17 protein-coding genes, 2 tRNA genes and 1 other RNA gene are annotated in these 24349 nt (G+C 59.0%); 9 read left to right on the forward strand and 11 right to left on the reverse strand.

All coding sequences use genetic code 11. The annotated features are described in order from the left end of the window. Window positions 1-60: 60 nt before the first annotated feature. The 8 genes from dprA to HMPREF2919_RS05650 form a co-directional block, all read right to left on the reverse strand. Window positions 61-1845 carry a DNA-processing protein DprA gene (gene dprA / locus HMPREF2919_RS05615; RefSeq protein WP_049347221.1) on the reverse strand — a complete coding sequence of 595 codons (1785 nt, stop codon included), beginning with the start codon at window positions 1843-1845 and terminating at the stop codon, window positions 61-63. Window positions 1846-1891: 46 nt separating this feature from the next. Beyond that, window positions 1892-3430 (reverse strand): YifB family Mg chelatase-like AAA ATPase, encoded by a 1539-nt coding sequence (locus tag HMPREF2919_RS05620; protein ID WP_049349981.1) that lies wholly within the window; start codon window positions 3428-3430, stop codon window positions 1892-1894. Then, complete coding sequence (locus HMPREF2919_RS05625; RefSeq protein WP_005506258.1) at window positions 3430-3915, reverse strand: YraN family protein; 486 nt, start codon at window positions 3913-3915, stop codon at window positions 3430-3432. Before HMPREF2919_RS05625 ends, HMPREF2919_RS05620 begins: the two co-directional genes overlap by 1 nt. Before the next feature lie 279 nt (window positions 3916-4194). Next, the gene (locus HMPREF2919_RS05630; RefSeq protein ID WP_005506259.1) at window positions 4195-4521 is read right to left on the reverse strand and encodes a DUF2469 domain-containing protein; all 327 of its coding nucleotides are present in this window, start codon (window positions 4519-4521) and stop codon (window positions 4195-4197) included. A gap of 98 nt (window positions 4522-4619) precedes the next feature. Further along, window positions 4620-5456 (reverse strand): ribonuclease HII, encoded by an 837-nt coding sequence (locus HMPREF2919_RS05635; RefSeq protein WP_070666729.1) that lies wholly within the window; start codon window positions 5454-5456, stop codon window positions 4620-4622. 6 nt (window positions 5457-5462) lie between these two features. Continuing rightward, entirely contained in the window at window positions 5463-6449 is a 987-nt protein-coding gene (gene lepB, locus HMPREF2919_RS05640) for a signal peptidase I (protein WP_070666732.1), read from the reverse strand. A gap of 194 nt (window positions 6450-6643) precedes the next feature. Next, window positions 6644-6991, reverse strand: a complete 348-nt coding sequence (gene rplS / locus HMPREF2919_RS05645) for a 50S ribosomal protein L19 (protein ID WP_049337710.1) — start codon at window positions 6989-6991, stop codon at window positions 6644-6646. A 217-nt stretch (window positions 6992-7208) separates the two neighbouring features. Then, a complete protein-coding gene (locus HMPREF2919_RS05650; RefSeq protein WP_070594077.1) occupies window positions 7209-7745 on the reverse strand; it encodes a single-stranded DNA-binding protein in 537 nt (178 codons plus the stop codon). Between the two features lie 397 nt (window positions 7746-8142). On the opposite strand from HMPREF2919_RS05650, the gene HMPREF2919_RS05655 reads away from it, so the two are divergent. Continuing rightward, entirely contained in the window at window positions 8143-9039 is an 897-nt protein-coding gene (locus HMPREF2919_RS05655) for an HNH endonuclease family protein (protein WP_049337713.1), read from the forward strand. Window positions 9040-9146: 107 nt separating this feature from the next. Here HMPREF2919_RS05655 and HMPREF2919_RS05660 read toward each other — a convergent pair. Together HMPREF2919_RS05660 and mptB are read right to left on the reverse strand one after the other, a co-directional pair. Next, window positions 9147-9222: transfer RNA gene (locus tag HMPREF2919_RS05660), tRNA-Arg, on the reverse strand. Between the two features lie 147 nt (window positions 9223-9369). Next, window positions 9370-11043: a polyprenol phosphomannose-dependent alpha 1,6 mannosyltransferase MptB gene (gene mptB / locus HMPREF2919_RS05665; RefSeq protein ID WP_049337714.1), complete on the reverse strand. Its 1674-nt coding sequence runs from the start codon at window positions 11041-11043 to the stop codon at window positions 9370-9372. Between the two features lie 175 nt (window positions 11044-11218). On the opposite strand from mptB, the gene orn reads away from it, so the two are divergent. The 3 genes from orn (at window position 11219) to def (ending at window position 12765) form a co-directional block, all read left to right on the forward strand. Beyond that, window positions 11219-11881 (forward strand): oligoribonuclease, encoded by a 663-nt coding sequence (orn, locus tag HMPREF2919_RS05670; RefSeq protein ID WP_049357078.1) that lies wholly within the window; start codon window positions 11219-11221, stop codon window positions 11879-11881. Between the two features lie 106 nt (window positions 11882-11987). Then, a tRNA-His gene (locus tag HMPREF2919_RS05675) sits at window positions 11988-12060 on the forward strand. A gap of 132 nt (window positions 12061-12192) precedes the next feature. Continuing rightward, the gene (def, locus tag HMPREF2919_RS05680) at window positions 12193-12765 is read left to right on the forward strand and encodes a peptide deformylase (RefSeq protein ID WP_049334074.1); all 573 of its coding nucleotides are present in this window, start codon (window positions 12193-12195) and stop codon (window positions 12763-12765) included. A 155-nt stretch (window positions 12766-12920) separates the two neighbouring features. Here def and rnpB read toward each other — a convergent pair. After that, window positions 12921-13326: RNase P RNA component class A (rnpB, locus tag HMPREF2919_RS05685), an RNA gene on the reverse strand. A 168-nt stretch (window positions 13327-13494) separates the two neighbouring features. Here rnpB and HMPREF2919_RS05690 point away from each other — a divergent pair. The 5 genes from HMPREF2919_RS05690 (at window position 13495) to HMPREF2919_RS05710 (ending at window position 24033) form a co-directional block, all read left to right on the forward strand. After that, entirely contained in the window at window positions 13495-14286 is a 792-nt protein-coding gene (locus HMPREF2919_RS05690) for a YaaA family protein (protein WP_070666735.1), read from the forward strand. 375 nt (window positions 14287-14661) lie between these two features. Then, window positions 14662-15729 (forward strand): S-layer homology domain-containing protein, encoded by a 1068-nt coding sequence (locus tag HMPREF2919_RS05695; RefSeq protein WP_012903668.1) that lies wholly within the window; start codon window positions 14662-14664, stop codon window positions 15727-15729. Between the two features lie 507 nt (window positions 15730-16236). Next, window positions 16237-18267 (forward strand): S-layer homology domain-containing protein, encoded by a 2031-nt coding sequence (locus HMPREF2919_RS05700; protein ID WP_246824057.1) that lies wholly within the window; start codon window positions 16237-16239, stop codon window positions 18265-18267. Between the two features lie 231 nt (window positions 18268-18498). Beyond that, the gene (locus HMPREF2919_RS05705) at window positions 18499-21741 is read left to right on the forward strand and encodes an S-layer homology domain-containing protein (protein WP_070666741.1); all 3243 of its coding nucleotides are present in this window, start codon (window positions 18499-18501) and stop codon (window positions 21739-21741) included. Window positions 21742-21984: 243 nt separating this feature from the next. Beyond that, the gene (locus HMPREF2919_RS05710; RefSeq protein ID WP_083311121.1) at window positions 21985-24033 is read left to right on the forward strand and encodes a superoxide dismutase; all 2049 of its coding nucleotides are present in this window, start codon (window positions 21985-21987) and stop codon (window positions 24031-24033) included. Window positions 24034-24349: the final 316 nt, after the last annotated feature.

Genomic DNA, 24349 nt, shown 5'->3' on the forward strand with positions numbered 1-24349 from the left:
CTGGATGTTCACTACGGGCGTTCAGACAGGGTTTTAGCGGGGTACTCAGCGGGGGCTCTTCTACGCAGCGACAGCCGGGCGGACCTTCCGCCAGCTCGTTCCGCTACTCTCCGCCAGACCGCAGCGACCCAGGTGGAACAGGTCAGCCATCACGTCGCGAGCGCTCAACCCGAGGGCTGCGGCAATCTCATCCACGCCGCGGTAGGAGCGCGGGCTCAAATCGTCCCAGACTCTACCCTGTCGTTCGGTCAGCTCATCCAGCGCCGTCGAGGAGGCAGCAGATGCCGGATCCCACTCGCTCTCATGTTCGGCGCCCAGCTCGAAACCCGCGGCGGCATCGTACTCGAGAATATCGGCGGCCTCGGTGAGCGTTTGCGCTAGTCCATCGCGCAGCAGACGGTTCGTTCCCACCGAGTTCGGCGAGTTAATCTGCCCCGGAACCGCCCAGAGCGTACGCCCAATCTCCATTGCGTGACGAGCCGTATTCAGGGCACCGGAACGCCAGCGCGCCTCCACCACAATGGTGTGCCGCGCCAACGCCGCAATCAGGCGGTTACGCTCCAGAAAACGCCAGCGCGTGGGGGTGTTACCCACGCTCACCTCGCTCATGATGAGCCCGCGGTCAACAATCATGTTCAGCGCATCCGAGTTCTGCGCTGGGTACAGCCGATCCAACCCACCCGCCATGAAGGCGATAGTCGGCAGGTCGCTACCCTGCTGGGTCAGCGCCGCCCGATGCGCCGCAATATCAATGCCCATCGCGCCGCCAGAAATCACCGTGTACCCGCGGCGTGCCAACTCGGCGGCAAGGTGGGTCGTCGCCTCCGTACCGTAGATGCTCGGGTCACGCGAACCGACCAGGGCAACGCTCGGGGCAGCCGCCACATCCATCAGGTGCCGCGAATCGCCTCGACACCACAACCCGTACGGGCGGGCGGGCCCCAAATCGTTCAGCTGCGGCGGCCACAGCGGATCGGCGGGAGTGACCAGCCACGCCCCGCAGGTTGCCGCCATGTGCGCCTCCGCGTTCAGGGTGCGTTCCATGCGGCGGTTCCAGCGCAGGCGGCGGGTCGCGAGCGCCTTGCCGAACTTATCGCGGCTCAGCTGATGCTCGCCCGGCGTGTAGTAGCCATTCGCGCTACTGAACAGGGCGGACTCCCCCTCGGCGGGTGCACCCACCGAGCGCAGAAATTCGCTGAGCTGCTCGTCCGGTTCGCCGTGCTCCCAGGTTTGCTCATCGGGGATGTGCCCGGTCAGCAGATAGTGCAGGGTCAGCGGGGCGCCCAAGGTGGTTAGAGACTCGACCACGAGCTCATCGGCGGGTTCGGCGTAGCGCATCAGCTGGGCGGTGCAACAGCGGATGTACTCGCGGCACGCTGCCTCAAGCTCCTCCGTGCTGAGGGCTGGGTTGAACAGGGGCGCGGGCTCAGAACCACTGGAGGTGGTGCCCGCCGCGGGTTCGAGGCGCTCGCCCTGCAGATTCTCCCCCGGCTGTTCCTGCTGGTTCAGTTCTTCTAGATATACCGGGTTCAGGCAGGAGGCGAGGAACCCCGGCAGGCGCGCCGCGTTGTACGGGCTCGGCGAAGGCTCCTGCCCCAGCGACAGAATATGCGCCACCCTCTCACGCACCAGGGCGTGCCGATCCTGGGTGCGACCGGGCAGGCGAATCTGTAGTTCCTCCTGCACAAAATCCTCCGCCGCGCTTTCTTCTGGCACATGCTCTTGCGGCGCATGCTCTCCCGGCACGTGCTCTTCCGGCGCTGTTTCTCTCAGCCCGTTTTCTTTCAGCCCAGCTTCTTGCAATTCAGCCTCTTCGGCTCGTTTCTTCAGCTTCTTCTCACTCATGACCTTCTTCTCCTCTCATCAGTGATTCGTTCTATCAACCGGCACGCTATTTCAACTGTCCCTGCTGCCTCAAAAAGAGCGCCACATCCAGGTGCTCACGGCTCGGGTAGGCGGCACCCTCCAAATCGGCGAGGGTCCAGGCGATACGCAACACTCGGTCGTAGCCGCGCGCCGTCAGCGTTCCGCGGTCCACGGCGGCGTTCAGCTCGCCGGTGAGCTTCGCGTCCAGACGCAGCGGGCCGCGCAGAATCTTGCCGTTCATCTCCGCATTCGTCTTCAACCCGTACGGTTCCAGGCGCTCCCGCTGAGCCTGCCGTGCCGCCATGACGCGCTCGCGAATCTGCGCCGAACTCTCATTCACCTGACCGCCCGCAAGCTCCGTGGACGACACCTTCGGAACCGTCACATTCACATCAATGCGGTCCACCAGCGGGCCGGACAGACGCCCAAAATAGGCGCGACGCTCACGCGGAGCGCACGTGCACTCCGTACCGGTGCCCACGTTCATGCCGCAGGGGCACGGGTTCGCCGCCAGGATCAGCTGAAACCGCGCCGGATAGGTCGCCGACGCGCTCGAACGATCCAAGGTCACGGTCCCCGACTCCAGGGGCTGACGGAGCGAATCGAGCACCGTGCGTTTGAACTCCGGCGCCTCGTCGAGAAAGAGCACGCCGCGGTGCGCTTTAGACACACAGCCCGGGCGGGGAATGCCGCTACCGCCACCAAGAATCGCCGGCGCGGAGGCGCTATGATGCGGCGCCTCAAAGGGCGGCTGACGCACCAGCTCGCTCAGGTGCTCCCCCGCCGAGCAGAGGGAACGAATAGCGGTCACTTCCATCGCGGCATCATTATCGAGGGTCGGCAGGATGCTCGGCAGGCGCTCCGCCAGCATGGTTTTACCCGAACCGGGCGGGCCGGTCAGCAGCATGTGGTGGCCACCCGCGGCGGCAATTTCCAGAGCGAAACGACCCTGCGACTGACCGGCAACATCGCTCATATCCGAGGGAATTTCAGCCGGTTTCACCGCCGGGGCGCTCGCCTCCGTCTGCGGGGCGGGCGGGTAGGTCAGCTTCTGACTCTCAGCGCCGAGAGCGGCAAAGACCTCCGCCAGGCAGCGGAAACCGCTCACCTGCGCGCCGGGAATGAGCGCCGCCTCCTCAGCGTTTTCGGCGGGCACAATCACGCGGTGGTGACCGGCATCCACGGCTGCTTTGACCGCGGGCAGGATGCCCGGCACGGGACGTAGCGTTCCGTCCAGTCCCAGCTCGCCCAGGAAGACGCTATCGCCGCTGGGATGCAGTTTCTTCTCCGCCTGCAACGCCGCAACCACAATGGCAAGGTCGAACGCCGAGCCGCGCTTGGGTAGGGTCGCGGGGGTCAGGTTCACGGTGAGCCGGTGCTGAGTGAGGGTGATGCCGGTGTTCTTCGCCGCGGAGCGCACACGCTCTTTAGATTCGTTGAGGGCGGTATCGGGCAGTCCCAGCAGCACGAAGCCGGGTAGGCCCTGCGAGATGTCAGCCTCGACGTCAACAATATGCCCGCGCAAGCCAACCAGCGCCACGGAATAGGTGCGTGCGAATCCCATTACGCCACCGCCTTCAGATGCTCGAAGGTGAAGGTTTCGCAGGTTCCGGTCACCGCAATTGCGTCAATGCGAAAGCGCGGAAAATCCAGGTTCTCGCGCAGGCGGCACCAGAGAATCGCCAGCGAGCGCGTGCGACGCGCCTTATCGCGGTCAATGGACGCGAACGGGTGCCCAAAGTCTTCGCTGCTGCGGGTCTTGACCTCAACGAAAACCAGTTCGTCCTCGGGGTCAATGGCGATCAGGTCGAGCTCGCCGCGGATCTGTTCGTGTTCCAGCCCGGCGGGCGGTCGCCAATTCCTCTCCAGAATGCGGTAGCCGTTCGCTTCCAGGATGCGGGCGGTCAGCTCCTCGCCCCACCTGCCGACGCTGTGGGCGCGGGGCGGGGTTCGCTGGAGCTGGGTTCGCGGAGGCTGGGTGCTCTGGAGCAGAGGTCTGTTGGGTGCGCTTCGGGTTGCGGCGCGGGCTGTTATTCGGGCTGTTGTCATTGGTCTCTCCCCCGGTAGATAGCGGTAGTGCTTCTACTGTGCCCGCCGCGCACATGCCCGAATGCGGTTAACGAAAAACTGTGGATAACCTCGGCTCCCAGAAGGAATTAGAGGTTATCCACAGTCGGTTATTTGAAATTTTGGGGCATATTTTTCAAAAACGCCGCTCGGGTGCCGATTCGACGCGTCATATTCGCGCGGGTTCATCACCCAGCACTGCCACCCGGCAGCTCGGCAGCCGCGCGCTTACCCCCGGCAAGGCGGTAAATCGGGCGTGAGCTAGGCGTTAAAGTCCGGCATTTCCGGCACGGTGAACTCCTGGTTGGGCAGACGCTCCTCCACGTTCACGTCACGCACCGAGTAGGCGTGTACCTTCTTCACAAAGCGGTTGGAGCGGAATACATCCCACACCCACACGTCGCTCATGCTCACCTCAAAGTAGAGGGTGCCGTCCTGCACGTGCGGGGTGACGTCCACCTGGTTCGCCAGGTAGAAGCGTCGGTCGGTTTCTACCGCGTAGCTAAAGAGCGACATGACGTCTTTGTATTCGCGGTAGAGCGCCATTTGGGCGTCGGTCTCGTAGTTTTCGAGGTCTTCTGCGCTCACTACTCTTCCTTTCCTGGGCTTTTGTAGTACTGATTCAGCGGTGGCACGTTAGGCTTTAGCAGGCTTCCGAGGCGCGGTTTTCAGGAACACCGCGCACTCTAGCCGCGCTGTGCCGCAGCAGCCTCAATCTGCTCGGCGGTCGCCGGAAGCGACCATGACAGTCGATGCTGCGGGCTGGGGCCCTGCACGCTAATCGCCTCGCGGTGAGCGGCGGATCCGTAGCCCTTGTTCTTCGCCCAGCCGTACCCCGGGTAGCGGGCATCTAGCTGGACCATCAGTTCGTCACGTTCCACCTTCGCAACCACCGATGCGGCGGCGATGGAGGCGCACTTGTAGTCACCCTTAATGACCATGGTCACCGGCATCTGCGCGGGCTCATCTGCACCACCCTCACCTGCGCCTTCCCACGCCTGGGCGAGCAGTGCGTTGTAGTGTGCCTGCGCCGGGTCCGGTACCAGCGCGCTGAACAGGTCCTCCTGCGGAGGGGTGAACCAGTCGTGCTTACCGTCCAGCAGGGCGGCGTCGGCACGGTATCCGCGGCGCGCCAGTTCGGCGAGCGCACGCTGGGCGGCAAGCCTCAGCGAGAGGGGCATGCCGAGCCGGTCAATATCTGCCGGTTCCACGTGCCCGACCGCCACGGCGCACCACTGGCGGATTTCGGGAACCATGGATTCGCGGCGCGCCGGTGAGAGCGCCTTGGAATCGATCAGCCCGCCCACCTCGAGGGTGGCGTCCGGGGTGAGGATTGCGACGCCCACGGTGACCGGGCCCGCCATGGAGCCGCGGCCTACCTCATCGATTCCGGCAACCGTGCGGGCACCGGAGGCGAAGAGCTGCTGCTCGTACTCGAGGTCGGCGGCGGGCGGGGTTGTTTTCGCGGGCTTAGCTTGAGCGGGTTTCGTTGCGCTCTTCTGAGCGCTCACCATCATTGCCACGCTCGCTTATTCGCTCGGGGTGGAGGTCGGTGCGGGAATCGAGGAGAACACCGAGCTCTGATCCTGCAGCAGACCGAAGTGGTTCAGCGGCCACGCCACCACGAACACGTTACCCTGCACGTCGTCCTTGGAGATGAACGCGGTGCCGTCGCTAATGTGGTAGCGGGAGTCGGCGGAGTTGCTGCGGTGGTCACCCATGACGAAGTACTTGCCGGCGGGCACGGTCACCTTGAAGGGGACCTCCGAGGGCGGGTTGCCGGGGTACAGGTACGGTTCGGTAATCTCTACGCCGTTGACCTTGATTTTGCCGTTGCCGTCGCTTTCGACCACGTCACCGGGGGTGCCGATAACGCGCTTGACCAGGAAGTTCGAGGAGGTATCCGGCAGAATACCGGCGAAGGACAGGGCATCCTTGAGCGGGCTGCTGGACTTCTGGGTGGAGGGAATCCAACCCTGAGAGTCCTTGAAGACGATCACGTCGCCGCGCTTGGGCTCGCTAAAGTAGGAGCCCGCCACGTTAATGAACACGCGGTCATTGACCTGCAGGGTCTGCTCCATGGAGCCGGAAGGAATGTAGAAGCCGCGCAGCAGGAAGGTCTTGACCAGGAATGCGATGACCAGCGCGTAGAGGATGACGGTGCCACCCTCACGTGCCTGCACCCAGAGCCATTCGCCGAGGCGGCCTTCTTCCTGCGCCTGGGAGTAGGTCAGCTCTGCTTGTTCGGCGCGCTTTGCCTTGCGGCGTTCCTTGGGGGTCATTTCGGAGAAGTCCTTGGTGGTTTCCACGTCTGCGGTGTTCTCCTCATCGGCGGCTTCTTCGCGCTCGGCATTCTTCGCTGCGGCATTCTGCTCGGTAGCCGTCTTCTCAGCTGCTGCCTTCTCGGCGGCGAGGCGCGCGAAGTATTCTTCCATTTCGCGGCGCTCGCGGCGGCTTTGAGGCTGGTATCCCTCAGGGAAGGGGCTGGTGTTCGCAGTGTTCTTATCGTCTGCCATGCTGGAGTGAGCCTTTCGTTTGAGAGATACCTAGCTCGAGTGAAACGGTACCTAGCTATTGTATCGAGAGTGCTTGCGCTCTTGGGCTTTTATTTTCTGAGAGCGGCAAGGTTCTCAGAATATGCAAAAACCGCTCCTTGCCCGCGGAATGCGGTTGGGGAGCGGTTTGCAACAGAATTCTGTATCTATAAAGATTAGAACTCGCGCTTCTCGCGGATACGAGCAGCCTTACCGTGGCGGTCGCGCATGTAGTACAGCTTTGCACGACGGACGTCACCGCGGGTCACAACCTCAATCTTCTCGATGGAGGGAGAGTGAACCGGGAAGGTACGCTCAACACCAACACCGAAGGAAACCTTGCGGACGGTGAAGGTCTCGCGAACGCCTGCACCCTGGCGGCCAACGACGAAGCCCTTGAAGACCTGGATACGGTGGTTCTTACCTTCAACGATCTTAACGTGAACGTTCAGGGTGTCACCGGGGCCGAATGCGGGGATGTCGTCACGGAGGGACTTCTTGTCGAGGAAGTCAAGAGTCTGCATAGTTGTAGATCTCCAGAGTCATCTGCCGCAGGTCAAATAGACTCAGATTGCTCTGCCCCACTGCGGGACAGAAAACTTCATGCTTCGGACAGGATTGGTGCCCGAAGGTTGACATCGTTGGTCGCTCTCCCCCCTGCGGCAGGGGCGTGCCCGATGTCAACACAATGCTCCATTATCCCAATGCACCCGCGTTTATGCAAGCATCCGGGGAGCACTTTTAGAAGGGGGGTTCGTCACTCTGCGCTCCCCCGCCCTGGGATGCACCGTTCTGCGCCGGAGCATACTGCTGCGTGTACTGAGGCGCCTCCTGCAACGGCGCGCCCGAGTGCGGCATACTCTGCTGCGTTGCGTCCTGCTGAGGCGCACCCTGCATGGATCCCTCGTTGACTGTGCGCTTCTCCACGGTGCGGGCGAAGGTGCTCGTACCGTAGTTCAGGTCGTGACCGATGCCGAGGGCATCCACCTCTACGGTAGTGCCCTGCGTGCCGTCTTCGCGGTTCCAGCGGCTAATGCGCTGGCGGCCACTCACGACCAGCGGCTGCCCCTTCTCAATGGAGGTGGCAATGTTCTGGGCGAGGCGGCGGTAGGCTTTCACGGTGTACCAGTTGGTGGTGCCTTCTTTCCAGGTGCCGGTGGCGTCCTGCCAGCGCGGGGTGCTGGCGAGGCGAAAGTTCACGACGGGCACCCCGTTGGGCAGGGTGCTCAGTGCCGGGTCGGAGGCGGTAAATCCGCGGATCAGGATGGTGTCGCTCATGGTTTCTCCTTAGAAACTAGTGGGTGGGTTCTTCCACCCTGCCAGGGCTGAGCTATCCCTGCACCCGGTGATTACCGCTTCTGTGGATAACCTCGCGTTTTACGGTTTTGGGCACCGCCTGTGGATAAAGTTTTTGAACTTTTCACCCCGTTTTTTCAAAATTTGCCCGCGAGCAACACACTCCCTGCAGAAATATGACGACCACTCCCCCGCCGGCATCACGCCCGCGACCCCAAAGCTACCTCCACAAAACCCCACCCCATCCGGCATCGTGACAGGTATCTCAGCATCGGGGCGGCTATTTTTGCCCTCAAGTTCACTATTTCAGCCCCGCGCCCTCTATCCTTGTTGATGCGGTGCACTCAGCCGCATCCCATCTACCCGCCTTGGAGAATCCGTGAGCAAAAAGCCCGCGAACAACAACCTGCCCTCCCTGCAGGAACTTCAGCAGCTACAGCGCAACCTACCCAAGCTGCCCGATTCGATGGACCCGCAGAAGAAGCGCCTCATATACGGTCTACTCGCCGTGCTTGCCGTGATTGTGCTGATTATTGGCCTGGTCTACGTGAGTAAGAACGGTGTGGACGGCCTGCTCGGTTCGGATGCGACGACCTCCGCCACCGACGAGGAAGAAACCACCGTTGCCACGGAAACCCTCGCTGAGGTCAAGAACCCGTACAAGGCAGTTGACCCCGCGACCGCGCTCGCACCGGATCTGGCGACCGCGAAGAGCGAGCTGGCTTCCCTGCAGGTGAAGGAACGCGCGTCGAAGGCTGGCTACTCTCGTGAACAGTTCGGCCCCGCCTGGGATGACGTTGACGGTAACAAGTGCAACACTCGCGACGACATTCTGCGCCGCGACCTGACCAACCTTCGTTTCAAGGTCAGGACCCACGCATGCACCGTAATTAGCGGAACGCTGGATGACCCGTACACCGGCAAGACCATCGAGTTCAAGCGCGGCAAGAAGACCTCTTCAGCTGTTCAGATTGACCACGTGGTGGCGCTGTCGAACGCTTGGCAGACCGGCGCACAGGATCTGACCGCGGAGCAGCGCCGCCAGCTGGCGAACGACCCGGAGAACCTGCTCGCAGCAGACGGCCCGGCAAACCAGCAGAAGTCCGATGCGGACGCCTCCGAGTGGCTGCCGAGCAACACCGCCTACCGCTGCACCTACGTGGCACGCCAGGTGCACGTGAAGGCGAAGTACAAGCTGTGGGTGACCGCGGATGAGAAGAAGGTTATGGAGCGCGTGCTCAACTCCTGCAAGGACACCAACCCGGCTAAGAAGTAATCCCAGCCAAGAAATAGCCTCCCGGCACCTCGCGGCACACCAACGCAAAAAGCATAAAGAAAACCGCCTCGCACCCTGAGTTTTGGGTGCGAGGCGGCTTTCTTATGTGGCGCCCCAGGAGGGAATCGAACCCCCGACCAAGAGATTAGAAGGCTCCTGCTCTATCCTCTGAGCTACTGAGGCCTTCCTCTAGGGTACATGAGAATTTATGCTTCTCATGCACCGCGCCTCTCACGCGGGGGCTGTTCCGTTGGGCAACTCATCCGGCTGGCGCGGCATCCATCGAGCGTGCCGGGAGCTTACACCGGGAGTTCGCGCTGGGAATTCACGCTAGGAGCCTACCTTGGCGGCTTCCCTTTCTGCCTTCTTCACATCGCGGCGGCGTGCACGGCGGCTTGATGCGCCGGGGAACAGCTGCCACCACAGGCGGATGGTGGTGCGGCGAATCTGCGTGGGGTGCAGGCTCACGTACACCAGGCGGCGGGTTGCCGGGTCGAGGGCGACCAGGTAGATGATGTAGCCCAGGCAGATGACGGTTGCGATGAGTCGGCCCATGTCCTGGTTGAAATCGCGCAGGTAGGGCGAGACGTTCAGCTGGTCGCTCACACCATACGCCATGAAGAACAGCGTGGTGATGAAGTACCACATGAGCTGGAAGTGCGAGCGCAGGCCGGTTGCGGCGAGCATCGGGATTGCCCAGAGCAGGTACCAGGGCTGAATCATGGGGCTGCACAGGAGCATGAACAGGATCGCGAGGCCGGCGTGGCGCACGATGTTGCGGTCGCGTCCAACGAATGCCATGGCTACTGCGCCGAGCATGCCGATGCCCTTGCCGACGGTCTCGATGAGCTTGCGGATGACCTCGAAGGCCTCACCTTGAACGAACAGGGAGGCGGCGCCGATGAGCAGGCCGAAGGGGGTGTACCAGATGTACTGGCCGCCGGTGGTGGACAGTGCCTTGATCCAGCCGAATTCCAGTCCGGTTACCCAGCCCATGAGCGCCATTTCGGCGAGCAGCAGCACGCCGGAGAGAGCCCAGAAGATGAACTTGCGCGGCCAGGAGGCGTTCTTACCCGCCCAGAGCAGACCCACGAAGGGCAGCACCACGAGGGCGAGCGGCTTGACGGCAACGCCGAGGGCTACGAAGGTCACGCCGAGCGGGCCACCCCACCAGGTGTCGCGGTAGCGCTTGGCGTAGTAGAGGCCGCCGAGCATGAACATGGTCATGAGCGAGTCGTTGTGGCCGCTGGCAATGAACGATGCGATGAACAGCGGGTTCGGGCCAATCTGCCAGAGAGCGCGGACCTGGTTGAAGCCGTGCGCCTGGGCGAGTTTTGCCACGTAGAAGAGGATACCGATGACCGCGAGCACAGAGAGCAGGCGGAAGTAGAAGAGGGAGAGGTCGATGTTCTCCCCCGCCAGGCGCACGATCCACTCTTCGAGCTTGAGGGAGACCGGTCCGTACGGGGGCGGGGATTCCGCCCACATGGGGTCCGCACCGTTCTGCATGAAATTCGAGATTTCAGAGACACCGTGCTTGTACGGGTTGAGGCCGTGCGCCATGACCATGCCCTGACCGTAGTAGGAGAACATGTCACGGCTGTAGATGGTGAAGGCGAAAACCTGCGGCAGGGACCAGCTGGTGATGACTGCAATCATCCAACGCATGGTGTTGGGTTCGTTCCAGTCGCCCATTTTCTGGTAGATTCGCAGCCATTCGCGGCACATGATCATAGCGCCGAGGGCGAGCATGATGATGCCGGTGATGACCCATGTGGCTTCGAATCGGATGGCTCGAATAATGTCGTAGCGCCAGAAGCTGGAGCTGTCGGCGAGCCAGCCGACGGCGTAGGAGCCGAGGGTGACCATGATGGAGCCGATGGTGCCGATAATCACCGTGCGCAGACGGTGGTTATTGACGTAGTCCAAGAGTTTGGGTGAGAGAGGTGCGTCGTGTGCGCCGGGGGTGGTGAGCCGGTGTGCTAGCTCCTTTGGTGCGCGCATAACTCCCTTTCTGTCTGCATCGTCGTTCTGGTTTTTATCATACCGGAGCCCTTGGACGCACTTGTGAGAATCACTGTTACGAAAGCGCTTGTGGACACGCATCGACTCCCCTACCTGTGTGTTTTTATGACATCGTGGGAGTCCGGTCGGCGGCGTTTAGGGGTAGAGTGGGAGGGTGAGTATTTCTAGTGAACGTATTGTATGGATTGACTGCGAGATGACCGGCCTGGACGTGGAGAACGACGCTCTCGTCGAGGTGGGCGTTCTGGTAACGGATGCCGATTTGAACATTCTGGGTTCTGGCGTTGAGTTCGTCATTAAGCCCGGTGATGAGTCTCCTGCCGGTGCGCTGGAGAATATGAATGACTTTGTGCGGTCGATGCATGAGGCGTCGGGTCTGCTACCCGATATTGAGCACGGTGTGTCGATGGATTACGCGCAGGAGCAGGTGCTTCGTTACATCAAGAAGTATGTTCCGGTGGCGGGCAAGGCGCAGCTGGGCGGCAACTCGGTGGGCATGGATAAGCGCTTCTTGGAGCGCTACATGCCCGAGGTCATGGCGCACCTTCACTACCGTGTGATTGATGTGTCGACCATTAAGGAGCTAGCGTCGCGCTGGTACCCGGCGGCTCGTCACAGCGCCCCGGCGAAGACCGGTAACCACCGCGCGCTGGGCGATATCAAGGACTCGATTGATGAGTTGAAGTATTACCGCCGCGCTATTTTTGTGCCGCAGGGCCCGGATGCGATTGCTTCGGCGCAGATTGCGCGTGAGGTGGAGGCTGAGCGTGCCGCACGCGAGGCGGCTGAGCGTGAGGCTGAGGCATCCGAGGCGTAAGCACGGCATGTAACGAGCATCACGGCTTTTTGATTTGGCAGGTTTCTGAATCTCCTGTACAGTAGTATCCGTTGCATATCGCAAGGGAAACCAAGCGAAGCACATGGTGGTCGTAGCTCAGTTGGCAGAGCGCCTGGTTGTGGTCCAGGAGGTCGCGGGTTCAACCCCCGTCGATCACCCCGATGGAAAGGGTCGTTATGGTTATCCGTAACGACCCTTTCGCTTACCCTCAATCCGGTTCACCCGCACACGGTGTACCCGGCAAGTTCCCACTCAACAGTTCCCGTTCAACACAAGCAAAGGATAATTCCGTGGCTATTCGCCCCATCGTTATTCACGGCAACCCCGTTCTGCACCGCCCCGCGGCACCCGTCACCGAGTTTAATGATGAGCTCAAGGAGCTCGTGGCTGACATGTACGAGACCATGGACGCATCCAACGGTGTGGGCCTGGCGGCACCGCAGATTGGTGTGGGCCTGCGCATCTTCACCTACAAGATGGAGAATGAGGACGGCGTTCCCCCGCGCGGCTGCATCATCAACCCGGTACTGACCCTGGGCAAGATTTCTACCGCTGACCCGGACCCCTACGAGGAGGAAGAGGGCTGCCTGTCCTTCCCCGGTTACGGCTTCCCCCTCAAGCGCGCCGAGTGGGTGACCGTGAACGGTCTTGACGAGCACGGCAACCCCGTCCACTTTGAGGCGACCGGCTGGTTCGCACGCTGCATGCAGCACGAGACCGATCACCTGGACGGCAAGCTGTACGTGAACCGCCTAAATAAGAAGTGGACCAGCAAGATGAAGAAGGTCGTGAAGAAGGAAGGCTGGACCGTCGACGGTAACTCGTGGATGCCCGGCGTGGATCCGGACCCGTTCGGCCACTAATCGCTGGCTCACCCAAGTTTCTAAGCCCCTCCAGCTTTCGGCAGAGGACTCTTAGACAGAGCTTAAAACGAAGACCGCGAATGCACTCTCAAGCGCATTCGCGGTCTTCGTTTTCCCATCAGCCGATGATGTTTTTCATCAGTCAACGGTAGCGTGAAACGGGTCATCCTATGAGCCGGGTTCTGTCTAAAACGCCGCCCGAAGGAGCGTTTTGAGGCAATCATCTATCTAGAACGTACGTTGCCGCACGTCTCAAGCAGCCTACCCGAATACGCACCCCACCTCCGTGAAGGAAGCTGAAGGGGATCGGGCGCACTACCCTACCATGGCGTATTCTGTTTGACCTTGCTCCGAATGGGGTTTACCTAGCCGGGCACGTCACCGCGCCCGCTGGTGGTCTCTTACACCACCCTTTCACCCTTACCGCGGCGAACCGCGGCGGTTTACTTTCTGTGGCACTGGCCTGCGGGTTACCCCGAGTGGATGTTATCCACCATCCTGTGCTGTGGAGCCCGGACTTTCCTCGAAGCACGTGTGCCTCGCGATTGCCCAGACGGCCCGTTTCACCCAACCTATTATACGCACACCCTTGGAGGTGGCTATTTTCCGGGTTCGTTTCGCGGGTGCTTAGGGGTACACGGGGGCACACTGGGCCTCGCGGGTGCGCTGTCGTCTCGCAACTACCCTGCGCCTCGTAGCTACCCGGCGTCTCACGGGTACACTGGAGAGATGCTGATTCTTCTTCCCCCCTCCGAAGGTAAAACCCCCGCCCCTGCCGGCAATGCGCCGGTTTCTTTCGCTGACCTCTCGTTCCCCGAACTGACCGCCGAGCGTGAGAGCGTCCTGGAGGAGCTGGCAACGGTTAGCTCGGGCCCCGATGCTCTCACGGAGCTCAAGGTGGGTGCTTCCCTCGCAGCAGAGGTGGAACGCAATACGCGCCTGCTGACCGAACCTGCACAGCCCGCGATCCGCACCTACACGGGTGTGCTCTTTGAGGCACTGGATTATGCGAGCTTCTCCCCCGCCGAACGCGATGCCGCGCACTGGTCGTTGCTGATTTCTTCGGCGCTGTGGGGTATTCTGCGCCCCGAGGACGCAATTCCCGCCTACCGCCTGTCGATGGGCGTGAAGCTGGGTTCGGTGGGTGCGCTTGCATCCTTCTGGAAGGGTGCGTTGGGTACCGCACTGGAGGCAACCGCGAAGGACCAGCTGATTCTGGATTGCCGCTCTGCAGCGTACGCGAAGTCGTGGGTGACTCCCCCGTCGCAGACTCTGGCGGTTCGCGTGGAGCGTGTGGCGGCTGATGGGTCGCGTAAGGTCGTCTCGCATATGGCGAAGCATTATCGTGGCTTGTTTGCGCGCTACCTGATTCAGTCGGGTTTGGCGGCTCGTCCTATTGATGGTTCTACGGCTGGTATTGCCGAATTTTTGGAGGCGATCAGCGCGGACTGGTCGGTGGAGTGCACCCTGCCGACGGCGCGTAAGGCAGGCGTTTTGACGTTGCTGGTACATGAGCAGTAGGTCGCCCAACTATTTGTTTTCGCCTATTTTTTGCATCATATTGAAAATTTTTTAACTATTTTTCTAGGGGCTTAAGTCTGTATTTCCCCCTGTAAAACCACATTTCCCCACATTAAGCGGGTAGGTTTTTGCGGGGCAGAAGACGGGTAGTGTCTATCTATCCGCCTTCTTTTTGTGCACAGAAGTGCTTATAGTATTAAACGTCTCGCCATTGGTGGCGGGTACATCACTCACTAGCATTCACATTCTCAACTCAGCACACATGGAAACACGTCACGCCGCGTACGCATAGCAAACGACTAGAGGCTTAACCAATGGTTATTGGTTTGCTAGCGTAGAAGTAACCACTCAGAAACACATCGATGGGACAATGATATGTCTACTTTTTCCTCTCGTCGCGCCCTTTTTAAGGGTGCGGCAGCACTAACAGTCGCTGGCGCTTTGGGTGCGCACCATGCCGGCGAGCAGAGCGCCCAGGCTGCCACCTTGGACGTTATGACCACCCCGCTGACGTTCAAGATTACCGAGGCGTCGTTTGATATTAGCGGCTTCAACCTCAGCTACGAGATTACAGGCCTGCAGGCTGTGCTTGATACTGGCCTGTACACCCCATACATTGAGGCTGGCTACTACACCAAGGAGAAGGGCTTCACGCAGTTCTACTTCTTCGCTCTTGAGCCGAAGAAGCGCATCGAGAATGACCCCTACGTGAGGCACCACGTCATTTCTCGCGAGGTCACTGGTGGCCCGAAGGCGGACTACGGGATTCGCTTGTCTCTTCGTCCGCGCCGTGAGCAGTACACCATCCTGCGTACTATTGAGGTTCGCCCGACGATTAACACTGAGTTTGCGTGGGCACCTTTCATTGTGGATATTGATATGGATGGCGAGTACGCTCCCGATATCTACAGGTCATGTAAGGCAAAGGTTTTGCTGCTCGATAAGGAACGTTGCTTCTACCCTAAGCGTGCGGTGACCCGCAGCGATCTGATGGATGCAATCTACCGAGGCGCCCGCTCGCCGAAGGTTAAGCTTCCGGCGCGTTCCCCGTTCCCGGATGTGTCCCCGAAGGATGAGCGTTACTCGGCATACATTTGGGCATACCAGAATGGTCTGACCTCGGGTTGGTCTGACGGTAAGATGCACCCGGAGGCGGTGGCTAGCCGCGCTACGATGGCAGCGTTCTTCTACCGTTACTTTATGCTTACCCCCGGCCGTCGTCCTTCGTGGTTCCGTCCCACTACCCCGCAGGACATGAAGCCGGGTGCCCCGTTCTACACCGAGTCGGTGTGGCTGCACTCGTCGGTGAATATTGATACGAGCTTTCACAATAAGAGCAAGGATTTCCGTCCGACCAAGATTGCTACCCGCGAGGAGCTGGCTCGTGTCCTGTCAATGCTGGACATGATTGACATCCCCAGTAGCCCTTATATCGATGCTTAAGATTTGGCAGGTGCCGTGAACCGGGCGGTTAACCTACATGTTTTAGCTTGGGTTGATCTCTGAGAACAGCAGCTGAAGATAGTGGCCTATGGCCTATAGAAGGGGCGGCGAGAGTTTTTCTCTCACCGCCCCTTTTTGTATGCCCCTTTTTTTCGTGTGCCCGTTTTCTGGTGCAGGCGCTGCTGGGTGCGGTTTTTAGTGCTGGTGATGCTTCCATTTTTGTCTCTCTATTGTGTGGTCTTTTTGGGGGTCGGGCTTTGTATAAAACCGGGGGCGTAATTTTCGAATTTTTTGTCTTATAACTCTTATTGGAATGTTTTTCTCGTGTTTTCATTGAATGTCTAAGACGCGGGTTGGTAGGCTGAAATTGCACTTCAGCATGCCGCCGCTACGGGTCCTCCACGATGTGGATTTGGCGTAGGCTCAGCGCGGTGGACTGTCACTCATTGATCCTCTCAACTTCTTTTCTCATTCACCCTCATTCATGCAGAAAATTCAGATTGGATAATGATGTCCTCATTCTTTAAGCCTGCCCGTGGCGCACGCCGAAAAGTTGCGGGCGCTTCCCTGGCGTTGGGTTTGACTCAGCTGTTGGGCGTGTCTCCGCTGTTGGGCGTGTCTCCGCTGTTGGCTTTGACGCCGGTGGCGGCCCAGCCGGCGCCCGCCTCCCCTGTGAACACGCAGCAGGCAACTACTCAAGAAACACCGGCCCGTCAGATGCCTCAAGTGCAGGGTGGCGATCCCGCCTCTGAGCTGGAGAACATTGATTTGAAGGTCACGACAGGCCCCCTCAACATTTCTCAGGGCGGTATCGTGTCGGTGACAACCTCTCCGTTGAGCGCCGAGTTTAGGCAGAAGTACACGTTCCACGAGCTCGCGTTGGTGGAACGTGGTTCCACGTACGTCCATGTCGGGCATCATAATTATGTTCCCCTCACTCAGTACGGTGGGATGGTCGAGGACCTCAAGCAGCAGGGTAATGTGCGAGAGAACCCGGATGGTAGCCTCACTTTCACACTCGTTGTTCCCGCCCAGGTTGTTGAGGCTCAAGAGGGGACTCTCTTCGATACGGTACTGACGTACTACCCGTCGAATGAGTATGCGCCGGATCCGTTGACGTGGTCGAATCGCCGGATAATCCGCACTCCTACCGAGGTGGTGCAGGACGCTAAACCTACGAAGACCACCTACCTCTTCAGTTCACCTTCTATCGAGCATCCGGAGGAGGATACAACCCTGACGGTTGAGGGTTTCCATATCCTCTCGAAAAGCACCTTTTGGGGCCCTGAAGGCCCGGCGGTCCTGACCCTCTATGAGGTTAATCCGGTGACTGGGCAGGGTATTGGTTCGCCCGTGTTTACGCAGAATCTGAATTACACCAGGTGCAATCAGTACTGTGATAGTTTCTTGAACGACCATTTCAGTACGGCTATCACGATTCCCGGGGGTACCCTCAAAGCGGGCAGGCAGTACAGGATTGGTTTCTACGGCGGTGGTTATCCTGGACCGGGTTCCGAGGAATACCCTGGCGCATGGATGACCGATGTGGCAGATTTCATCCCGGTAGGTACCCCGGAGCAAGATGCAGCTCCCACCAGCATCTACGTCTCGGGAGATAAGATGAGCCCTTATCGCGAGAATAATACTTTGAAGGTGACTGTTTTGGGTCTGCCGCCGCTGACCAAGGGCTACTACCGTTTCTCCTTGCAGCCGATTGATGATCATGGCCGTCCGACCGGGCAGAAGTCTTGGGAGAAAGTGATTCCTGCCGAGAGCATTCAGAAGGGTCGTACGGCGCAGACGCTTTCTCTTCCCGGCTATGCCCTGAATTTTGAGGTGGCCTATAGGCTCTTTGTGGAGAAGGTAACCCCAAATCAGGGTGACGCTGTCGATTCGGTTGAGCAGGTTGCTTCCAAAGATCTGGACTTGGATATCAGTCAGGAACGGGAAATGGAGGCTGCCAGGAAATGGATTGTGAACCGTCAAATTCTGCCAGGCTACCCCACTGATCGCGATTGGGAATCAGTGAACCGCCGTTCTGTGACGGTGGCACTGTACCGGTTAGCGGGTGCGCCGCAGGTTGAGCTTCCTGCAGTCAGCCCTTACACGGATATTACGCCGGATGACCCTGACTATACCGCGATTATTTGGGCTCGTCAGCGGGGTATTACGTTCGGCTGGGTTGATGGTCGCTTCCACCCGAATGAGCCGCTTTCGGACCGTTCCACGGCTGCGTTCCTCTACAGGTATCAGCGATCCCAGGGGGAGGCGTCGCCAAGCTTACCGACGTCTCCTTCACTACCGGACTCTAACCCGAAGAAACAGAAGCATTTCCCACTTAGCTCTCATTGGCGGCTCTGGATCAGCCCGGAGACTGCTTTTTCACGTGAGTCTCGCTGGGCTATTGAGCAACGTATCTGGGGTTACATGCCTGATCAAGGTTACTTCTATGAGAGCTTTGACGGCTTCAAGATGTCGTACCGTCAGGTGGCTGTGATGCTGTACCGTATGGAGCACGGAGGCAGCCACCTCAGGTAACGCCCGGTCGCGGTGAGGGGGTAACCGGTGGGCTGGGATGCTCGACGTAGTTCGGCTTTTCAGCCCGCCGGTGCCGCCTCGGTTGCCCTCTCACCAGCGATCTCTCTTGCCTGACACCAGGCTTTACGGGTCTCCCCTAGCCTGGCTTTTCAGAATCTATCCGCTCAACTTCTTCACTCGCTTCATCTACTCACTCACTTCAATCACCGTATAAATTTTGTAGATGGGATTATGATGTCTTCATTTTTCGCCCCACGAGGTGCCCCGCACCATTCTGATACCCCGCGCCACCCGGCGAGCGCCCGCGCGCTCAGCCTGTCGCTGTTGCTGGGTTTGAGCCCGCTTGCAGGTCTTACTCCTGCGGCGCTGGCAGCGCCTCAAGAAACACCCGCGCAGAACGCGCCTGCCCAGAACAAACCTGCGCAGAACGAACCTGCGCAGAACACTCCCGTGCAAGGTGATAAGCAGGATGCTTCCCTGCCGACCCTGCGCGTGTCCAGCGGTTCCCTCGACATTCTTCACGGCGGTACCGTGCACGTGGAGGGTACCGGGCTGAGCCCCGAGTTCTTGGCGCATCATGAGCTGCGTAGCCTCACGATTGCCCCGAAGGGCTCTTCGACCTACGCTAACCCCTACCAGAAGCTTGATCACCGCGGCCTTGTCTTTGACGCCCCGAAACCGGCTGCTGACGGCAGTTTCAGCGCTGACCTGACGGTTCCGGCGAATAGCCTACCGGCAAACCTGGAATACGAGATCATTCTCACCTACCGCCCTGTAGATGATGCGCACCCTTACGCGTGGAACACTGAGGATCGCGTCCGTACGGCGCTGCCGGTGGAGTTCAACCTCCCGAAGGCTGTCCTTCCCTCCATCACCTATGATGTTTCGGCTATTTCTGAGGAGCAGATTGCTTCCGGTCAGCCGATTGAGGTGACGTTGACGGGTACCGGTTTTCAGGATGTCAGCTCCGTGAAGTTCACCTTGTCCGAGCATGATGAGCAGGGAAAGGTCACGAACGATAATGTGGCTTCGCTTGGTGAACTGAAGGCACCGGATACGGAAGAGAATCAGCGCATTTTCAAGGGCCTGATTCCTAACGGCTATTTCCAGAAAAAGGTCACTATCCCCGCGGGAGTTCTGAAGTCCGGTAAGGGATATTCCCTGGGTGTTTCCGGTGTAGAAACCCACGGGTGGAATAAGCTGACGCGTAAGTTCCCCTTCGTTCCGGTGGGCAATAACCCTGCGCGCATGGCGTATCAGGATAATTCGTTCAGGAATACCCTGCCGAAGGTATCTGTTGCTGCGCAGGATTTTGATCCCGGTCAGGACCGCGTCTATAAGGTGACTATTTCTAATATTTCACCCGAGGTTGACCTGGGGTACTACATTGACTCTGTGTCGATTTATAACGCTACCTCTGGTGAGCAGGGATATTTTGCGAGGAATGATGTAGCGGGTCAATACTATAAGCGTGACGAGCTGGTAACCCGCAATGCTGACGGCACTCTGACCGTGGAGGTTGAGTATAAGGCTCATGGTGATTCCTACAATAGGCCTTCTTCTCGCGGTTCGATGGCTGAAGTGCGTGTGGTGTTCTCGGACTCTCAGTATTCGTACGGTAGCCATAAGTTCACGGTGAGCGCGCAGCTTCCGATGGCGCCTCTTGCCGCTGATGCTGTTGATTCGGAGAACCCGGGGAATGTTGAGTTGAAGGTGACTTCGGGAACCCTCAATATTTCTCAGGGCGGTACGGTGTCGGTGACGACTTCCCCGTTGAGCCCCGAGTTCCGTAAGAAGTACACTTTCTACGAGCTGGCTCTGGTGGAGCGCGGGTCGGTGTACGTGTATGCGGAGCACAATAGTTATGAGCCTCTCGACGAGTACGGCGGAATGCTCAAGGATTTGGTGCATCAGGTGCGGGAGAACCCGGACGGTAGCCTCACCTACACGTTTAAGGTTCCCCCGCAGTACGTTGAGGCTGCCGACGGTGAGCTCTTCGATGTGGTGATGACGTACTACCCGTCGGATGAAACTGAGCCGGAACCTTCGAGTAGGTCGAACCGTTTGTATGCCCGCGCCCATATTGATGTGGTTCAGGAAGCGCAGCCGACCCGTGGAACCTACACCTTCAGTCAGTCCGCTATCGATAACCCGTGGAAGGATACGACGCTGCGGGTTGAGGGACGCCATATCCTCTCCCAGGCTAGTGAAATGGTTGGTAATGATTGGCCGGTCATCGCTATCTATGAGGCTGACCCTGCAACGGGAAAGATGGTGGGTGAGCCTGTGTTCACTCAGCGGGATGACTACACGTACTACGGGGTTAACACCAGGTGGTTCCGCAATAACTATTTCAGTGCGGAGCTGAAGATTCCTGCGGGTACGTTGAAGCCGGGCAAGCTCTACTTTATTGGTATGTATGGGAACGGGGTGCCTTACCCCGGCATGGAAGATTCTCCGGGTTCTATGCTGAATGATGTTGCGGAGTTCCTTCCGGTGCATTCTCCCGAGCAGGACTCTGCGGGGCCCACGCTGCACCTTGGGTCGGTGGGCCTGAGCCCTTATGCGCAGACGAACTTGTTTACGGCGCGCGCTACCGGGCTTTCTGATCCGGGTGAAGGATCGTACCGCCTCTCGGTGCAGCATGTTGATGAGCAGGGGCGTTTGACCGGTCAGACGGTGTTCCAGCAGGCAATCCCGGCTGACCTCATCAAGGACGGCAGGGCGGAGCTGAATCTGACGATCGCTCAGCCGCTGAGCTATTCGGGCACTTATCGTCTGGTCTTGGAGAAGGTCACCCCCGGTAAGGATGGTGCCGGCGAGTCGGTGGAGCAGCTTGCTGTCGAGGATATTCCTCTGAAGCTGACGCGTGAGGATGAGTTGCAGGCGGCTGAGCAGTGGTTTGCTGATCGTGATATTTTGCCTAATCCTTCGCCGATGTCCTGGCATAGCGGTATGACGCGCCACGATGTGACGGTGTCGCTGTACCGTCTGGCGGGTTCCCCGAAGGTTGAGCTGCCTGCTTTTAGCCCGTACGCGGATGTGGCAACAAGCGACCCGGACTACGCCGCGTACATTTGGGCTCGTCAGAAGGGCATTACCTTCGGCTGGGCGGATGGCAAGTTCCACCCGGAGGCGAAGCTTTCGACCCCGTCGACGGTGGCGTTTATGTACAGGTATCAGAAGGCGATGGGTAAGGTCACGCCGAAGGCGCCGACCTCTGCCTCGTTGCCGCGTAGCTCGTCTGTGCCGGGTAACCAGGACGCGCCTCGGAGTGCTGGCGGTTGGCAACATAAGGTTCGTCAGGGTAGCGCTTTCTGGCGTGAGGCTCAGTGGGCTGTTGATCACCGTATGTGGGGTTACCGCGTTGATGGGGAATACGTCTATGAGGACTTTGATAGGTCTTTCGTTTCCTCTGGTGATTTGAAGTTGATGCTGTACCGCATGGAGCACGGCGGCAGCCACATCAAGTAGCGCCCGGTCGTGGTGAGGGGTAACCGGTGGGCTGGGATGTTCGACGTAGTTCGGCTTTTCAGCCCACCGGTGCCGCCCCGGTTTTTCTTCCTTGCCTCTGCGAATTCTTTTGCCTAGCACCAGGCTTTATGGGGCTACTTCTCCCCTGTTGAGGGTTTTCTTTTCACGCTTTATTTGCTCAACTTTTTCACTTGCTTCATCTACTCACTCGCTTCATTCACCGTACATTTTTTAGATGGGATAATGATGTCTTCATTCTTCACACCACGAGGCGCTCCGCCTCACTCCGATACCCCGCGCCACCCAGCGAGCACCCGCGCGCTCAGCCTGTCACTACTGCTGGGTTTGAGCCCGCTTGCCGGCGTCACCCCGGCGGCACTCGCAACACCGACCCAGGCAGCACCTGAGCAGCAGGCACAACCGGCACAGGCGACCCCCGCCTCCCCCGCTGCAACTCAAGAAGATGCTGACGAACCCACGTATTCGCTTCCGGAGGTAGATGAGTCTCGCCATCCTGAAATGGAAGGGTTTAAAGTCTCTCCTGAGACTCTCAACATTTCTCGAGGCGGCACCGTAACGCTGACGACGCCTCCGCTCAGTGCTGAATTCCGCCAGAATTACGAATTCTACGAATTTTCTCTGGTTGATCGCGGTTCTTCGTACTTCAAAGCCGCGTATGCCCGCATTGACGGATATGCCTACTTTGGCTACCTCTTTGACCGTGACCCCAACCCGAAGCAGATGGTAGAAAACCCAGACGGGAGCTACACCTTCTTCCTCAATATTGGGCCGTACATTATTGAGGCTAATGAAGGCACTCTTTTCGACGTCATTTTGACGTACCACAAGAAGGGCCACCGGGAGGATTTTTGGCCGTCCGAATTCCGTTTTGTGGCGCGTGCACCTATTAATGTTGTGCAGGACCCTAAGCCGACTGAGACGACGTACATTTTCAGTGTGCCCGCAATTGATGACCCGTGGAAGGATACGACTCTGACGATTGAGGGGTTCCATATCCTTACGAGCGGTAGTCGAGAGGGCAAGGATGGCCCCGCGCTTCTGGCTTTTTATGAAGTCGACCCGAAGACCGGAAAGATTGTAGGCGAACCAGAATTCACCACTCGGATTCCGTACCCGGCTTCCCGTAGTGGAGAGCGCGTTTATTTCCTGAATTGGCATTTTAAGACGTCTATTACGATTTCTGGGGGAACGCTTAAGCCGGGTAAGGTCTATAAGATTGGTTTCTACGGTAAAGACCGTCCGGAGGATGAGAATTACCCCGGTGAGTTGCTGAATGATGTTGCAGATTTCATCCCGGTACGTTCGCTTAATAAGGAATCGGCTAGCCCTGAGATGTTTCTGAAGGCTACGACGGTGAGCCCTTATGATGAGGAAAATATCCTTCAGGTACGCGCCGTCGGCTTGAAGAAGCAGCCTGGGGTCTCTTACCGTTTCTCGATGCAGCATGTTGACGCGCAGGGACTTCTGGCCAGTCAGAAAACGCTGGTGCAGGAGATTGCTGCTGAGAACATCCATGACGGCACGGTGGATGAGAAGCTGAACGTCCCCGGTGCGCCGCTGAATTATGACGGCTCGTACAGGCTCTTCTTGGAAAAGGTGACTGCCGGCAAGGACGGTACGGTTGAGTCGGTTGAGCAGCTTACTTCGAAGGATCTACAGCTGCAGTTTACGAAGAATAAGGAGGTCAACGCCGCCTGGGCATGGTTTAAGCGCCGTCAGGTTCTTCCTGAGTTTTCTTCTTTGAGTGAGGGACGCGATATGACGCGCCGCGATGTGACGGTGGCATTGTACCGCCTGGCGGGTTCCCCGAAGGTTGAGCTTCCGGCGACGAGCCCTTATGGAGATATCGCTCCGGATGATCCGGACTACGCCGCGTATATTTGGGCTCGTCAGAAGGGCATTACGTTCGGTTGGGCGGATGGGAATTTCCACCCGGAGATGAACATGCACAATTATTCGACGGCGGCGTTCCTGTATAGGTATCAGCGTTCGCGCGGTAAGGTGTCTCCCGGCTTGCCGACTGCCGCACCGCAGTCTCGTAACGGTAGCCTGCCGGGGTCGGATGAATCTGAGGTGAGCGCTAACCCATGGGTTCTGGATTTGGAGGAGGGTAGCGCTTTCTGGCGTGAATCTCGGTGGGCTGTTCAGCAACGCATTTGGGGCTACACCGGGGATTGGGAACACGAACGCTTTTTCATGGAGACAACGTCCGTCTATGACTTGGCGTTGATGCTGTACCGCATGGAGCACGGCGGCAGCCACCTCAAGTAGCGCCCGGTTGTAGTGAGGAGTGACCGGTGGGCTGGAATGCTCGACGTAGTTCGACTTTTCAGCCCGCCGGTGCCACCCCGGTTTTTCTTCCCTGCCTTCTGCGAGTTCTTTTGCCCAGCACCAGGCTTTACGGGGCTTCTTCTCCCCTGTTTTTTGGGGGTCTTCTCAGGCTTTATCCGCTCAACTTCTTCACTTGCTTCATCTACTCGCCCGCTTCATTCACCGTACAGTTTTTTGTAGATGGGATAACGATGTCTTCATTCTTCACACCACGAGGTGCCTCGCACCATTCTGATACCCCGCGCCACCCGGCGAG

The organism is Rothia sp. HMSC068E02, from assembly GCF_001813565.1.
Taxonomy (GTDB): domain Bacteria; phylum Actinomycetota; class Actinomycetes; order Actinomycetales; family Micrococcaceae; genus Rothia.